15 protein-coding genes and 1 pseudogene are annotated in these 15,556 nt (G+C 45.7%); 8 read left to right on the forward strand and 8 right to left on the reverse strand.

Annotation, left to right across the window (positions count from 1 at the left end; genetic code table 11):
- Positions 1-40: 40 nt before the first annotated feature.
- The 6 genes and pseudogenes from H6G45_RS01205 to cobS form a co-directional block, all read right to left on the reverse strand.
- Entirely contained in the window at positions 41-1,366 is a 1,326-nt protein-coding gene (locus tag H6G45_RS01205; protein ID WP_190595811.1) for a HAMP domain-containing sensor histidine kinase, read from the reverse strand.
- 309 nt (positions 1,367-1,675) lie between these two features.
- A pseudogene (locus H6G45_RS01210) lies at positions 1,676-2,567 on the reverse strand (mechanosensitive ion channel domain-containing protein).
- A 41-nt stretch (positions 2,568-2,608) separates the two neighbouring features.
- Complete coding sequence (glyQ, locus tag H6G45_RS01215; RefSeq protein ID WP_190595814.1) at positions 2,609-3,508, reverse strand: glycine--tRNA ligase subunit alpha; 900 nt, start codon at positions 3,506-3,508, stop codon at positions 2,609-2,611.
- Between the two features lie 39 nt (positions 3,509-3,547).
- Positions 3,548-4,342: a hypothetical protein gene (locus H6G45_RS01220; protein WP_190595817.1), complete on the reverse strand. Its 795-nt coding sequence runs from the start codon at positions 4,340-4,342 to the stop codon at positions 3,548-3,550.
- 138 nt (positions 4,343-4,480) lie between these two features.
- A complete protein-coding gene (locus H6G45_RS01225; protein ID WP_190596032.1) occupies positions 4,481-4,684 on the reverse strand; it encodes a hypothetical protein in 204 nt (67 codons plus the stop codon).
- A 106-nt stretch (positions 4,685-4,790) separates the two neighbouring features.
- A complete protein-coding gene (gene cobS, locus H6G45_RS01230; RefSeq protein WP_190595819.1) occupies positions 4,791-5,573 on the reverse strand; it encodes an adenosylcobinamide-GDP ribazoletransferase in 783 nt (260 codons plus the stop codon).
- Positions 5,574-5,828: 255 nt separating this feature from the next.
- Here cobS and H6G45_RS01235 point away from each other — a divergent pair, with 255 nt between their 5' ends.
- Positions 5,829-6,275 (forward strand): hypothetical protein, encoded by a 447-nt coding sequence (locus H6G45_RS01235; protein ID WP_190595821.1) that lies wholly within the window; start codon positions 5,829-5,831, stop codon positions 6,273-6,275.
- A gap of 159 nt (positions 6,276-6,434) precedes the next feature.
- On the opposite strand, the gene H6G45_RS01240 is transcribed toward H6G45_RS01235, so the two are convergent.
- Positions 6,435-7,373 carry a folate-binding protein YgfZ gene (locus H6G45_RS01240; protein WP_190595823.1) on the reverse strand — a complete coding sequence of 313 codons (939 nt, stop codon included), beginning with the start codon at positions 7,371-7,373 and terminating at the stop codon, positions 6,435-6,437.
- A 231-nt stretch (positions 7,374-7,604) separates the two neighbouring features.
- Positions 7,605-8,513 (reverse strand): LysR family transcriptional regulator, encoded by a 909-nt coding sequence (locus H6G45_RS01245; protein ID WP_190595825.1) that lies wholly within the window; start codon positions 8,511-8,513, stop codon positions 7,605-7,607.
- Positions 8,514-8,585: 72 nt separating this feature from the next.
- Between H6G45_RS01245 and H6G45_RS01250 the strand changes: the two genes are divergently transcribed.
- The 7 genes from H6G45_RS01250 (at position 8,586) to mutS (ending at position 15,422) form a co-directional block, all read left to right on the forward strand.
- Complete coding sequence (locus H6G45_RS01250; RefSeq protein ID WP_190595827.1) at positions 8,586-9,002, forward strand: hypothetical protein; 417 nt, start codon at positions 8,586-8,588, stop codon at positions 9,000-9,002.
- A 79-nt stretch (positions 9,003-9,081) separates the two neighbouring features.
- Positions 9,082-9,738 carry a redoxin domain-containing protein gene (locus tag H6G45_RS01255; RefSeq protein WP_190595829.1) on the forward strand — a complete coding sequence of 219 codons (657 nt, stop codon included), beginning with the start codon at positions 9,082-9,084 and terminating at the stop codon, positions 9,736-9,738.
- A gap of 37 nt (positions 9,739-9,775) precedes the next feature.
- Entirely contained in the window at positions 9,776-10,258 is a 483-nt protein-coding gene (locus H6G45_RS01260) for a hypothetical protein (protein WP_190595831.1), read from the forward strand.
- Positions 10,259-10,379: 121 nt separating this feature from the next.
- The gene (locus tag H6G45_RS01265; protein WP_190595833.1) at positions 10,380-11,084 is read left to right on the forward strand and encodes a DUF4079 domain-containing protein; all 705 of its coding nucleotides are present in this window, start codon (positions 10,380-10,382) and stop codon (positions 11,082-11,084) included.
- Between the two features lie 50 nt (positions 11,085-11,134).
- Complete coding sequence (locus tag H6G45_RS01270) at positions 11,135-11,455, forward strand: cupin domain-containing protein (protein WP_242017991.1); 321 nt, start codon at positions 11,135-11,137, stop codon at positions 11,453-11,455.
- Positions 11,456-11,458: 3 nt separating this feature from the next.
- Complete coding sequence (locus tag H6G45_RS01275; RefSeq protein ID WP_190595836.1) at positions 11,459-12,508, forward strand: DMT family transporter; 1,050 nt, start codon at positions 11,459-11,461, stop codon at positions 12,506-12,508.
- Positions 12,509-12,785: 277 nt separating this feature from the next.
- Positions 12,786-15,422, forward strand: a complete 2,637-nt coding sequence (gene mutS, locus H6G45_RS01280; RefSeq protein ID WP_190595838.1) for a DNA mismatch repair protein MutS — start codon at positions 12,786-12,788, stop codon at positions 15,420-15,422.
- Positions 15,423-15,556 lie beyond the last annotated feature (134 nt).

The following is a 15,556-nucleotide window of genomic DNA, read 5'->3' on the forward strand; positions in this document are numbered from 1 at the left end:
ATTCCCTGGCTAGTAAGGCAAAGTTAAGAAATTTAATGGTCTATCCAGGGGAAACCGCACTGGGTAGTTGCACCCAAAATTGACTACCTTGGGGAGAACTGTTGACACTAATTTTGCCCTGGTGATGCTGCACAATGGCCGCCACGATCGCCAGGCCGAGACCAACTCCTTGATTAGGCGATCGGGAAGGATCAGCTCGAAAAAAGCGGTCAAATAAATGGGGAATTTGCTCTGGATCAATGCCAACTCCGTTGTCTGCCACTGTGACCTGTAAGCTAGGTTGCCTGGGTCGTAGGGCCCCATGGTCAGGGGTACAGCGTTCTAGGGTAAGGGCCACCGAAGGTTCCTGTTGTTGCTGGGGCTGGCTATGGTCAAAGGCATTGGTAATTAGGTTAGTAAATAAGCGAGCCAATTGGTCCCAATCTCCCTGCACAGTAAAGTCTTCCTCCCGGTTCTCTCCCTGGCTTTCAATTCTGAGGGAAAGAAAAATACCCCGTTGTTCAGCACTGAGCCGTTGCTCTTCAATTACCTCAATTAGGAGCGCATCCAAGGGAATGGTCTGCCAAGTCCGGCCGAGGGTGCCACTGTCGGAACGGGCCAAGAATAGAAGATCATTGACCAGATTACCCAGCCGTTGGGTGAGTCGTTCAATCACCTGGAGTTGTTGCCGTTGTTGTTGGGGGTCTGCTTCGGGATATTCCAAGGCTTGTTGCACATTGGTTTGAATCACTGCAATCGGGTTTCTCAGTTCGTGGGAGGCATCAGCCGTGAACTGCTTCAAGCTCTGGTACGATTCGGCGATCGGCTCCATTGCTAAACCCGATAAAAACCAACCAATGGCCGCCGCACTGCTCACTAAAATAACCAGCCCCACACTCAAATCCCAGATCAACTGTTGGGCCGGCTTAGTAACCTCAAACCAAGGATGACTTACCCGCAGATAGCCCAATACCGTACCCCTCTCCTCAATTCTTTTAGTTACCTGGCGCAACTGGCGATCGCCAGAAAAAGACACCGCCTCTGCCTTAGATTGGCTAGAAAGGGAAAGGGGGGAATTGTTGCCCATGGTGGACCACAGCAAACGACCCTCCGCACTAAACCACTCCAAATCAATGTGGTCATCGTCCACTGAAGCGTCATTATCTCGAAAACTGGCCGACACATTCAGGCCATATTCCGCCTGGTCTAGGCCCTGTACCACCAGGGAACGATTTACCACTTCCACCACATGCTTAAGGGTGTCATCAATCCGTTCCACCAGGGTTTGACGGACATAGAAATAAACCCCACTGGCAAATAGCAACAATAACACCGCCGTTACCAAGGTGTACCAAAGAGCTAAACGTCGACGGGTGGCCTGAAACATAGCATTAATTGCCGTTGGAATAGATTGAAAAGCCCCTTGAGCACCGGATTAACGGGGAGAATAACATCGAACCTTCCCATTGTTGGAGCTTTAGAGCAGTTACGGCATTTTAGTGCCACAGCAAAACCCTCATAAAATAAGCGTTACGGCTGTTTTATGGAGATCAAGCTGATGCGGGATTCGCTGTAGTGATAAAGAAGGGAGTGTGAACTAGATTTTCTCTGCGGATTACCGCCCCAAGGTTAATCAAAAGGAAAAGGACAGCAATCCCCCTTAATTATTTGGCAATCTGGAAAATTAAGCCAACTTCTAAGCCGTTTTGATATCCAACTCCTTTGTTTCTGGTTGAATTAAATGCACGTCCCGCTGGGGAAAAGGAATGGAAATATCTTCTTCGTCTAGCTTCCGTTTAATTGCTTCAGTTAGCTGCAATTTGAGGCGGAAGTAATCCTCCGATTTTACCCAGGGACGCACGTAGAAATTAACACTGCTATCCCCCAATTCTCCTAGGGCAATAGTAGGGGCAGGTTCTGCACAAACTTCACTATTTTGATCAAGCACCCACTGTAGGGAAGACCGCACATGGTCAATATTTTCTTCGTACCCCACCCCGATGACTAAATCTATGCGGCGCTGGGGCTTACCCACATGGTTAATAATGTTATTTTCAATGATTTGTTTATTGGGAATGGTCACCAAACGATTGTCGTAGGTGCAGATAGTTGTCGAAAGGATTTCAATCGATTCCACTACCCCTTCAATGCCAGCGACTTCGATCCTTTCCCCCACCCGAAAATAATTAAACAATACTAGTAGAATGCCAGCCGCTACGTTAGCGAGGGAACCTTGCAAAGCTAGACCGATCGCCAGGGTGGAAGCCCCCAAAAGAGCGACGAGGGAACTGGTTTGAATACCCAACTGGGCTAAACAGAGAACAAAGAAAACCAACAAAAGTATGTAGTAGCTGATATTTCCAGCAAAGGAAATAAATGTTGGTTCCAGACTGGACTTTCTGAAGGCCCTAATGATTAGTTTTTGTAGCCTTCTCGATAACCAAAAACCAATTAATAAGATTGCTAGCGCAAAAATAATTTTCAGAGAAGCAGTGATTATTAAATCAGTAATTGCTTGTTGATCATAATTGAAAATGTTATTTGAAAAAAGAGGCATAACGGAACAAAAAGAACGACAAATTCACCAGCAATGGTGTAGGCAATAGGCTAAGAAATAAGTTAAATCAGCCTAGACAAGGGCAACGGGTTTACCTACTTTTTTACCCAAGGGAAAACCAAGGGCTTCCCGTTGTTGTAAATAAATGTGGGCCACTTCCCTGGCTAAGTTGCGAATCCGACCAATATAGCGGGTGCGCTCAGTCACGGCAATTACTCCCCTGGCGTCCAATAAATTAAACGCATGGGAGCATTTCAGCACGTATTCCAAACTAGGCAAAGCCAAACCCCGTTCGATTAACTGTCCCGCTTCCTGCTCGTAAAGGGCAAACAATTGAAACAATAAATCGGGATTAGAAGCTTCAAAGTTGTAGGTACATTGCTCCACTTCCCCCTGCCAGAAAATATCTCCGTAGCTGAGCTTTTCATTCCACTGAATTTGGTCGATCGCCTCTACATTTTGCAGATACATGGCCAGCCGTTCCAAGCCATAGGTAATCTCGATGGAAACGGGGCGGCAATCAATGCCCCCACACTGCTGAAAATAGGTAAACTGGGTCACTTCCATGCCGTCGAGCCACACTTCCCAGCCCACGCCCCAGGCCCCCAGGGTGGGGGATTCCCAGTTATCTTCCACAAAACGAATATCGTGATCCTCGGGCTGAATACCCAGGGCCCGCAGGGAATCAAGATACACTTCCTGAATATTGTCCGGGGAAGGTTTGATTAATACCTGATACTGAAAATAGTGCTGCACCCGGTTGGGATTTTCGCCGTAGCGGCCATCAGTGGGACGACGGCAGGGCTCCACATAGGCCACCGACCAAGGTTCCGGCCCGATCGCCCGCAGAAAAGTGTGGGGATTCATGGTGCCAGCGCCCTTTTCCGTGTCAAAGGGTTGGGCAATGAGGCAACCTTGTTGGGCCCAAAATTCGTTTAACTTGGCGATAACAGCTTGGAAAGTAATGGTCATAGAAAGCCAACAGCTTGATGCTAAATAAATACTAAATGACTAGACAGTGATGAACAATTTGGACTCTGGATCATAGCTCCAAGCCAGGCCATCAGGGTCCCTAGTTTGACTCCAGTCGGCAAAATTGTCTTCATTTTTGCGGCGGGCCAAGGTGCTGGAAGTGGTGTCTAAGCGCTTGGCTAATTCCGATTGGATCAGGGTCAAGGAGGAATTGCTGGGAATAGTTTCCGCCTGAGTAGATTCCGTTGGGGCCGTGGCTTCAGCTACCTTTTCCTCTTCCTGTTGCTTACGGGCTTCCTTAATTTCCGCCAATTGAGAAAAAGGACTTTGACCCACCGGGGTAGCCATCAATTCTTCCTGGGGGGGCACTAGGGGATGGTCCACTACCGGAGCTGTGGCAGCGGCTAACTTGGGAGAACTGGGGTCAGGTTCCTTCGATTCCGGTTCACTGTCGTCAAAAATGTTGCCCAGGGTACTGGAAGAAATAAAGTAATAAACTTTTGCTTGCCCGACCTGTTTTTCGTAGGGGCCATACTCCGCTACCTTGTCATTAAGATAACGTTGGGCCGCCCGACCTTTGGCAATGCCCGCATCAATCAAATCTGCCTTGGTGATGATGCCCTGATTTTTTTGCACCAGTTGGTTAAAGAGGGGATCGATAGCGACGCATTTCTGTTGCCATTGGTAGTTATCCCAGGCCACCCAGGCGATCGCCAAGGTGAGACCCAACAAAATCCACCGCCAGGTTTTGTAGATAAAAACCATAGCCACGGCTAGGGGCAGAATTAGTACTAACAGTCCTTTGGGATCACTTTCGGCAACTTTTCCAGTCATGGCAACTCAGCAATTGAACCAGATTTAGATGAATCGAATCGAAAACAGAGTTAAATGTTAAGCAAAAACGGACAAATCTGCGGCAATGATCACAACAGTTTGCGGCTCAAATTTTACCCCAGCATCACCAACATTGACCTAACGGCTAGTCAATTCCCAGCCGTACAGTAGGGCCACAAAGACCGTGAGGGCGGCCATGCCGAGGAAGATTCCCCCCGGTAAAAAGGTAATAATGCCCCAGCCCCTCAACAAATATAACGCTAGGGTCAATCCTACCAAACCTAATAAGGGTTTTCCAAATAAAGAAGAGGACGATCGCCGTTTTTTACGTTTTTCTGCCAATGTCTGCTCCTGCAAAATTTAGGACAATTATCGGTGATTCACGTTAATACTGGTCATAATCCCATGGCATGGCAAAATTAACGGCCATCGATAATGACTCAATCCGTTAAATCAAGGACAAACTCAGCAAAATTAATACTTCACTCCATTCCACCACAGCGCCGTAGGTGTCTCCGGTGTGACCCCCCAATTGTTGGGCAAACCAACGACCTACCCCCCAAGCGATCACTGCCGCTCCTCCAGTACCCACCCCCATCAACCAAGGGGCAATTCCCAAAATAATTCCCAGGGCCGTTCCTCCCCCAACCATAATGGTGGTGCCTAGCAGTAAATCGGGGCCCAATTTTAAATTTCGTTTATGCATTGCGCCTTTGCCATCAGCCTTCAAATAGGGATAAAGGGCGATCGCCAACAGTTGGCCCCAACGCCCCCAACCCAAGGCCATCGGTAGGGCCCAGCTTGCCAAGTCCTTGGAATTAAGGCTAGCTAAGGCCATGGTTTTTAGTAATAACACCACGGCGATCGCCATCACGCCATAGGCCCCCGTTTGACTGTCTTGCATCACCGCTAAACGTTTATTGGGATTAGTCACCGCTAAACCATCGGCAGCGTCAGCCACCCCGTCTAAATGCAGTCCCCCCGTTAAAGTTAACCAAAGGCTAACCACCATGGCCGATTGCAATAATTTATCCATGCCTAACCATTGCAACCCCTGACCCACCGTCAGCAAAATTAGGGACAACAACAGCCCCATGAGGGTGATCCAGCGGGCAATGCGGTCAAAATTTACCGGCCAACTCCGAGGCCAGGGCAGGCGGGTGTAAAACAGAATTGCTGCCCCCACACTGTCCCCACCCCAGAGAAAATACCAACGACGCCACCATTTCATAAATCACCATTCCCAGGGCAAGGAGTCACCACTCCGCAAAAACTTAAAATATAGTTACGAATTCTTGGGCTAAGATCAAAATTAACGCGGGGATCAATCAAATCGCTCCACCGATGGCTTGGCAACCCAAAACTAAAATTCCCCATCTAGACTAATACTTTTGCGTGATTTTCGTTAGTAATCCTGGTGGAATTTATAACCGTAAATATTCATCCGTAACCGACCGACCAAGCTTTTTACCCCGCCCTCACCCCCATGAATCCTGAATTTCACTCTCCCCTACTACCAGCTCCCTGTGTGATTGAACAGGGTATTTTGGTCAACAAAGAAGATATGCAACGGGTTCTAAATGATTTAGGACAAGTTAATTACTACTATCAATTGGATGGCAAATCCCAAGCGGAAGGCCAAGGTTGGATCTTGGATGTGTTTAGCGATGCCCAACAGGCCACCATTGTTACCAATCAATCCCTTTATCTCAATGTCAATAGCTTTGACTATCTGGAAATTAGCCTAGACCACCAAGGAAAAACCATTGTCGACCTCTGGCAGGAAAGTCGGCATTTAAGGCTAGTGCCTTTGGATGATTGGCTCAACCCAAGGGAAGGTTATAGTCAACTTATGCCCCTGGATTTGGAAGAAGCGGTGGCGGAGGTACTAGCGGCCCGGTTAGATGTGCAGAGGGACGAGGAAGACTTTTGATTTGCTTTGGATTCCAGCAAGCTCGCTTAATCAAGCTAATGATCAATTTGATGACCCCCCACCCAATTGTTGGTAATCAATGCCAAGGAGAGATCGGGTAACCAAACCAACAAAACCCCATGGGTGATGGGAATAGCAGCGAAAACCGATTTCCGGAATCTAGTTCGGCCCTTGGTAATATTCGTGGGTGATGTAGGGTGGTTTTTCCACTGTACCGATCGCCTCCCCCACCTGCACTGTCGCGCCCTGATCAGCCAGCTTAGTTTTAAGGTAGCCAAGCCCCGTCAATCCCTTCACACTGGTTAAAACCCCCACCTTTTGTCCTTCCAGGGTAATCACTGTTCCTGCTTCCATCGGGCGATCGAGGGCAATGCGCCACAGCCGCTGTTTCACCCCTTGGTAAGTATTCAAACGGGCAATGGTTTCCTGGCCAATGTAGCACCCCTTAGTGAAGGAAATGGCCCGCCATAGTCCGGTTTCAAGGGGATTGTAATCCTCAGTCAGTTCTTTATTTGCTTGGGGTCTGCCCTGGTGAATCCGCAAACCTTCCCATTGGTCGGGGGTAATCACAGCTAAATCTCCCCAAAGTTGGTCGATTACTGCCTGTTGAGTCGCTGGAAAAACTACTGTATAACCAGGTAAATCCAACCCTGTTTGGGCAGAAACGAGTAACTCAACTCCCTGCACCGATTGGGCTAACCATTGGCTCCCGGTGGGTAACTGCCAACCCAAATGATCTTGTTCCACTTTTTCTCCCAACAGCACCACCGCCCGATAATGGGCAGATAAATCCTCCAGTTCCACCTTGTCGAAGGGGAAAATAAATCGGTCCATCCATTGCCAGAGGAAGTCTTTTCGGTTGGCTTCCACCTGGATCCAAAGGGAGTCTTGACGCACATAAACCGTGGCTAACTCTAGAGTTCTGCCGGTGGAGTTGACGAATACGGTTTCAAACCATTCCCCCACTGTTCTGGTTTCCACTGCGTTGGTGGTTTGGTTGTGTAAAAAGCGTCGTCGGTCTTCCCCTTGTAAGGCAATCAAACTAAATTCGGGCAGGGGATAGAGCCAGGTTTGCTCCAGGTCGAGGGGATGGGCCATGAATATCTCTAAATTTAAGATTTAAATCGCGAATTGCAGTGTCCAGCAATGAAATCAAGAAAAAGTGAATTTTGTGCTTGCTTGCTTCAACTTTCCATTCTCCACATTTTAGCGGCGAATGAACGCCCTGTTGTTAGGAGCTTCTCTGCCTCGATTTTTGAAGAGCAAAACGGGACTGCAGTAGTCAAAAAGTTCTCTATTTGCTGTCTTAAAAAAAGTTCTATTGATAAATTAGGCGCCATAGTCAGAAACCCAAGGGTCTAGCTTAAATTCTTCCCGCAAAAAATCAATAAAACAATGAACTTTAGCGGGATAGAAACGACTGCGACGATAGACGGCATAAATGGGAAAAGGCACAGGTTGATAATCCTGTAAAATAACTTTAAGATCCCCCCGATAAATATCCTCACCAAACATCCAAATAGGGGCGATAGCAATGCCTAAACCTGATAAAACTGCGGCTCGCACAGCAACGGAGCTATTAGTTTGAAAACTACCTTTAACATTGATTTTAATAACTCCATTATTTCCATGAAAATGCCATTCATTAATGGTAGATAAGGAAGTATAGATAATACAATTATGCCTGGCTAGATCTTCTGGTGTTTTCGGTTCCCCTGATTTTTCAAAATAACTTGTGCTAGCTACCGTTACACGACGGGTGATACCAATACGTTCACTAATTAGAGCCTTATCTTGATGATTGCCAATGCGAATAGAAAGGTCTAGTCCTTCTTGCACCATATCGACAAAATAGTCAGCCATCATTAAGTCTATTTTGACCTGGGGATAGCGGCTGATAAAAAGATTTAAGCGGGGCACAATTTGCATTTCGCCAAATAGGACTGAACAACCCAGACGTAAAATACCAACGGCTTTCTCTTTGCCTTCTAAACTAGCTTCTGCTTCAGCAACTGTTTCCAAAATTTGTTGACAGTATTGATAATATTGTTTTCCTTCTTCTGTCAGATTGAGTTTGGTCGTAGATCGAGTGATTAACTTTACCCCCAAATGTTTTTCTAGAGCGGCAATTTGTTTACTGACGGTTGGTTGAGTTGTTTGTTGTTCCCTCGCCACGGCGGAAAAGCTATTCATTTCGATCGCTCGAACAAAACTCTGCATACAAGCAAGACGATCCATAACAACACCTATTCCAATCTGGCATATGGCATATTCCATTTTGCCGGCTTCCCATCAAAAAAAAAATAGGCAATGATGATTCCGTCAATAATTTCTACGCCTAAAAACTTGATGTTAAGACTCAAACCCTTTAGTCCGTTGCTAGCTCCCCTTATCCTAGCTAGCACAATTGCCATAGGAGATGTCGCCTTTCGCAGCTTTCTACCCCACACTCAAAATACGGCGATCGCCGCTCCCCCTTCAGCCAGCCAAGAACAGATCGAACTAATTATCACTAGCAAAGGAAAAACTGGTAGTGGAGACCAATTGAGGCGATTTTTCTATGGCGATCTAGAACCATTGGGGGTTCAACCTGGGGGTGCTGGAATGGTTGTCAATCTATACAGCAAAAAGAACGATGTTACCTTTTCCTATTGTGCAACCTACGATGTAGTTGTTGCGGTGAAGGGAGGCAGGGTTGCCATGTTTCCCGCCAATGAAGTCAAGTAACCCTCCAGGAATTTGTTCAATGAGGACTATCTTTAGGGGATATGATAGGTTATAGCCTTCAGCTATCTCCCAAAAGATTGTGAATTTACAGATTGAATTGTACAAGTTTCATCAAGAGTCCTTGAAAAAAACGCCTCCTGAAAGGGCTGTTATTTTTTCGGATTTTATTGAGGGTTTGAGTGAGGAATTTAGAAACCGAAGACAATTAAGAATAGGAGATTTTGCCCCGGATTTTACCCTCAAGAATACCAAAGGAGAAACGATCATTCTCTCCGAACAATTAAAGAATGGTCCCGTATTACTTAAATTTTTTCGAGGCTACTGGTGTCCCTATTGTGGACTAGAATTACGAGCCTATCAAAAGGTTGTTAATAAAATTAGAGCATTGGGAGGGACAATTCTAGCTATTTCCCCCCAAACTCTAGCTGCTTCACAAAAAACTATTGATCGTCATGATTTGACTTACGCTCTTCTCAGCGATCATGGTTTTCAAACAGCCCAGGATTATGGATTAGTTTTTACCGTTCCCGATGCTGTTAAGCAAATTTATTTACAATCAGGCTGTGTCATTCCTGAGCACAATGGTATAGAAGAATGGTTATTACCTGTACCAGCTACCTTCGTAATTGATCGCCGCGGTTACATCGCTTTGTCCTATGTCAATGTGGATTTTAGTGTTCGCTATGAACCGGAAGATGCAATCGCTATTTTACTGTCCCTTTTTGTTGATCATTGACCCAATTTTCTTTTATTGATTTCAGGAGTTAAATACCATGAATATTCGTCCTATTGTTAGTTCTTTGTCTGCTTTAGCTGTTTCTATAGCCCTGTTGCCCTTTGGTGCTTTCCCAGCCGAAGCACAAATGACAATGCATTTTACTACTCCTTTTGTAACGGACTCTGGGTTTGTGGGAGCAGCTGGTAATATGCACTATATTACCCTAGGAGTTACGGGATTTTCTCTTAAATCTGCAACCATTGGTTTACCTATTGACATGGAACGTTCGATTGAAGTTAAGGCTTTTGATCCGGATGGGATGGAAATTCTCAGTACTCTGAAAAAATCTCCAGGGGGAATAACCATCGATTTTAATCAACCCATTGACCCCAATACCTATGTAAGATTGCAACTATCGGGGGTAGATATGTCAAGAATGGGGGGGCGTGCTCTTTATCGGGTTAGCACCCAATTACAGGGCATCGAAGGAGAAGTTCCCATTGGTTCAGCAATGATTCGCTTGAAAGACCCCACCTAATCTTAGTTGTTATTGAGGGTGATATTGCGTTATTAATGGTTGGTGATTGCAGGGTAACTAAGGCTGAATGATAAGTCTTGAGTTTAATTATTTTTGTTTACTAAACTCGACGATTGTTTTTATGGTTGACTTTAAAGATGCCTGGGCCTTATTACATCCCGCGATCGCCATTATTGTGGTTTTTCCACTTTTGGGCATTGTGCTCAATCGTGCCTTACTTACCCGTCAGCGACGTTTGGCGACGAAAGCAGGAGAAAAAAGCAAAATTCCCCCGGTGGTTGGCACTGAGCATGTGGCGATCGGTAGATACCTGAGTATGGCAGTGGTAGGCGTTACTTTCTTGGGATTGGCCTATCCTATTTTTTCTAAGTTTATTAGTAATAACTTAATTTCCCAGGAGCCCGTGCGGATTGCCTTGGTGATTGTTCTATTTGCTATAAGTATTGCTTCTTTTGTTTTTCTTTTTCAATCTAAAACGAAACTAGGGCGGGGCGTTTTTGCTATTTTAACAGGTATGGGCATTGTGCTTTTAGGTTGTCAGCCTGAAATTTATCGCCGGGGGCATGAATGGCTAGTTTCCCATTTTTATTATGGAATTTTAGCCGCACTTTTAATGATTTTTTCAGTGGCAACTACCCAAGATATTTATCAAGATCGTCAAAATCGTTGGCGTAATGCCCACATTATTATTAACAGCTTTGCCCTCTTACTTTTTATTGGCCAAGGCCTGACCGGAGCAAGGGATTTACTGGAAATTCCGCTTCATTGGCAAGCGCCGTATGTTTATCAATGCGACTCTGTCAATAAAACTTGTCCTCAACCTTAATAGAAAGCAATCTTAAGATGGATAATGAACGAATTTTTAACTTGGAAAAAATGGCTCGTTTTTCTGAGCAAGCCGCAACGGTAACCCAGGTTATTGAGACGGAGGATTCTAGCATAGCTGTTTGGGCAGTCCTTCCCCGACAAGTGGTTAAGCCCCATTCCCACCCTAACGGTCAGGATACCTGGGTGATGATAAAAGGAACCTTGACCTACTATTTAGGAAATAGTCACAGTCAAATTTTACGCCAGGGATCGGTGGCGATCGCCGAGAGAAATCAAGTTCATGGAGCCATTAATAATGGTGAAGAAAATGCAATTTTTGTTTCTATTTATTCGGCTTCTGACATTGGCTACCAAAATGAATCAGAATAGTAAATGAAACCTATATTTTCTGGCTTTCAGAATTTTTTAAAGCAAGTTCCCAGCCCAATTTACCTTGCTCTTGCCGTCGTTATTTTTTCAGCGGCCAATGCTGTCACTACTCGAATCATTGAATTGGGGCAAGCCTATACGATTGATGGCCGTAACCCTATTTCTCTTTGTAATGTTCTTTTTGTTGGTAATCTATGCGCCTTGGGTTTAATGATTTTGATTTTTTACCCTGATTGGCAACTGCACAAATTAAAAAAAGTAGCCTTAAAAGATTGGCGTTTACTAACTATCACAGCTATTTTATCGAGGGCGATCGCCCCCGCTTTGATGTTCACTGCTCTTGGGCAAACAAATGTAACTAATGTTGTTTTAATTGGACGACTGGAACCTATTTTTACTTTAATTTTAAGTGTTTTTTTGCTAAAAGCTTCGGTGAATCGATTAAGCATAGTGGCAACCTTGATTTCCTTTATTGGAGTCGCTGTTACTGTTTTTTTTGATATTTCTGAACCGGCTAAGATGGTTATGAATTTGGATTTTGGACTGGGGGAAAGCTTAGTGGCGATCGCTGCTTTTATTTCAGCAATTACAACAATCCTAAGTAAACAACAACTGCAATCTATTCCAGTAAGCATTTTTACTGTTTATCGTAGTTTGGTAGGAACCTTTGTCTTCTTCTGGATGGCAGTTATCCTTTATGGTTTTCACCATTTCGTAGATGTTTTTGCGCCAATTCTCTGGCAATGGATGCTAGTTTATGGAGCCATTATTGTTGTTCTTGGTCAATTAGCTTGGTTAGCAGGTCTTAAATCTGCAAGTTTCATTCAGATTAACTTAGCGAGCCTAGTCACTCCTATTCTTGCCATTATTTTTGCCTATCTGATTTTACAAGAATCGCCTACAGAATCGCAGTATTTAGGCGGAATTTTGCTACTACTGGGGGCAATACTAAGTTTTACAGATAATTTACAAACTTCAAAAAGGGAACAGACTGTAAAATCTTTAAATCCTCGCCAATTGATGGATACGGACGTCGGTTTTCGAGGAATTTAGCTGAAGCTACTGGATTTGTTACCCAAGAGTAACTTAGTTTAAGTTAATTCTAGTTTCTATAACGGTGGTTCCATTTTTTCTTACTTTATCAAGTCATAGAATTAAACTTCATCATCCTGACTTAAATTTATTAAAATTAATTTTTCTAATATTTCTCTTGGTTTTATCTAATTTGAAGGGCCATAATGACTGGAGCTGGCGATCGCCATTGGTGGGAGCTTGCTGTCGGTGGGGAGAGGGTGTCAGAATGGGAAGCCGCTGACCCCATCCTCCGGCCATGACTGATACTCCCATCCTCGGCACTGTTAAAGAACCCCAACGGGACTATCGCACCCTCGATCGCCAGAAGTTAACGCCGATGTTCCAGCACTACACGGAGGTGAAGGAACAGTATCAAGGAGCATTGTTGCTCTACCGGGTAGGGGATTTTTTCGAGTGTTTTTTCCAGGATGCGGTCATCATTGCCAGGGAATTGGAACTAATTTTAACTAGCAAAGAAGGGGGCAAGGAAATTGGCCGGGTGGCCATGACGGGGGTGCCCCACCACGCCCTAGAACGCTACGCCCGACAGTTGGTGGAAAAGGGCTATGCCGTGGCCATCTGTGACCAAGTTGAAGATGCCGCCGAAGCCCAGGCAGAAAAACGGATGGTGGAACGGCAAGTAACGAAGTTGCTCACCCCCGGCACCCTCACCGACGACAGTATGCTCCCCGCTAAGCGCAATAATTTCCTAGCGGCGATCGCTATGGTGGAAGACAAGTGGGGCCTAGCCCACGCTGATATCTCCACCGGGGAATTTTTCACTTGTCAGTCTAGTAATTTGGATGACCTCGCAGTGGAATTGCTGCGGCTGCAACCGTCGGAAGTGCTTATTCCCACCTCTGCCCCCGATATTCGTAATATTTTGCGCCCAGGGGAACCTTCAGAACATATTCCCAAACAATTGCCCACCAGTTTTTGCTATTCCCTCCGCTCCCAAACTCCCTTTTCTTTGGTGGAAGCAAAACAGAGATTACTAACTACTTTTCGGGTCAAATCTCTGGAAGGCATGGGTTGTGACGCTTTACCCCTAGCAATTCGGGCGGCGGGAGGATTGTTGGAATACATCGAAGATACCCAAAAGGCCCATGTGGTGCCCATTCAACCATTAAAGACCTATGGGTTAACGGATTTTCTGGTGTTAGACCACCAGACCCGGCGCAACTTGGAAATCAATCAAACCGTGCGGGACGGCAGTTTCCACGGCTCCCTACTCTGGGCTTTGGACCGTACCAGTACCACCATGGGCAGTCGGGCTTTGCGGCGTTGGTTATTGCAGCCTTTATTGGATCTCAAGGGTATCCAAGCTCGCCAGGACACCATCCAAGAGTTGTACCATCACCCCGCCCTACGTCAGGATTTGCGGCAATTGCTCCGGCAAATTTACGACTTGGAACGATTGACGGGCAGAATTGGGGCGAACACCGCCAGTGCGAGGGATGTGTATGGCTTGGCCTCTTCGTTGGTGCGGTTGACGGATTTGGCTGCATTGGCCCAGGAAGGCCATAGCCCCTATTTAAAAGCTTTACAAACAGTACCGCCGGAGTTGGAAGAATTGGGCAAATATGTTCTAGCTCATATTGTGGAAAATCCCCCCTTACATATCCGGGAAGGCAACTTAATTCGTAGTGGCGTTAATCCAACCTTGGATGAAATGCGTCAAAGTTTAGAAGACGATAATCAATGGTTAGCCAACTTAGAAGTAACGGAGCGGGAAAAAACTGGCATTGCCAATTTAAAAGTGGGTTATAACAAAGCCTTTGGTTATTACTTAAGTTTACCCCGCAGTAAATCGGAACAGGCTCCAGAAAATTACATTCGCAAACAAACTTTAGTCAATGAAGAAAGGTATATCACACCGGAATTGAAGGAGCGGGAAACCCGTATTCTCACCGCCCAGGCTGATTTAAATCAATTGGAATATGAAATTTTTAGCGAAGTGCGGGGCGCAGTGGCGGAAAAAGCCCAACCAATTCGGGACGTGGCCAAGGCCGTGGCGGCGATCGATGTGTTGGCAGGCCTGGCCGAGGTGGCGGTGTACCAAGGTTATTGCCGTCCCATTATCCAAGCCGAGCCAGGTTTAATTGATATTAAAGCCGGTCGCCATCCGGTGGTGGAACAATCCCTGGGAGCCGGCTTTTTTGTCGCCAATGATACCCAATTAGGCCATGACCATTGGCATCCTGATTTGGTGATTTTAACCGGCCCCAACGCCAGCGGTAAAAGTTGTTATTTACGTCAAGTGGGGTTAATCCAATTAATGGCCCAGACCGGCAGTTTTATTCCTGCTAAAGCCGCAACCCTCAGCATTTGTGACCGTATTTTTACCAGGGTGGGAGCAGTGGATGATCTGGCCACAGGGCAGTCAACTTTTATGGTGGAAATGAACGAAACTGCCAATATTCTCAACCATGCCACCGCAAGATCTTTGGTGTTACTAGATGAAATTGGTCGGGGTACCGCTACCTTTGACGGCTTGGCGATCGCCTGGTCGGTGGCGGAATATTTGGCGGGGGAAATCCAAGCTCGGACAATTTTTGCCACCCATTACCATGAGCTGAACGAGTTGGCTTCTTTATTGGAAAATGTGGCCAATTTTCAAGTTACCGTCAAAGAATTGCCGGAGGAAATCATCTTTTTGCACCAAGTGTCACCGGGGGGAGCGGATAAATCCTATGGCATTGAAGTGGGACGTTTGGCGGGGTTACCTAGTTCAGTGATTACCAGGGCCCGGCAGGTGATGGCCCAAATTGAAAAACATAGTAAAATCGCCGTTGGTTTACGCAAGGGCAATCGGGGCAAAGTGATGGCTAGTCAAACGGATGCTGAAACAACGGCAGACCAGGCTAAACAGTTGGATATTTTTACTTTATAATTATGCCGTTTCTATATAAAATCCTCATAAACTTCAATTTTCCATGAACAAAAAATACTTTGGTTTTATTTTATTTTGTTTTCTATTACAGTTGGTATATCCATTTAGAACAGTTGCAGATATTTTACTGTCTT

It is taken from the genome of Synechocystis sp. FACHB-383, assembly GCF_014698605.1.
In the GTDB taxonomy this organism is placed as follows: domain Bacteria; phylum Cyanobacteriota; class Cyanobacteriia; order Cyanobacteriales; family Microcystaceae; genus Synechocystis; species Synechocystis salina.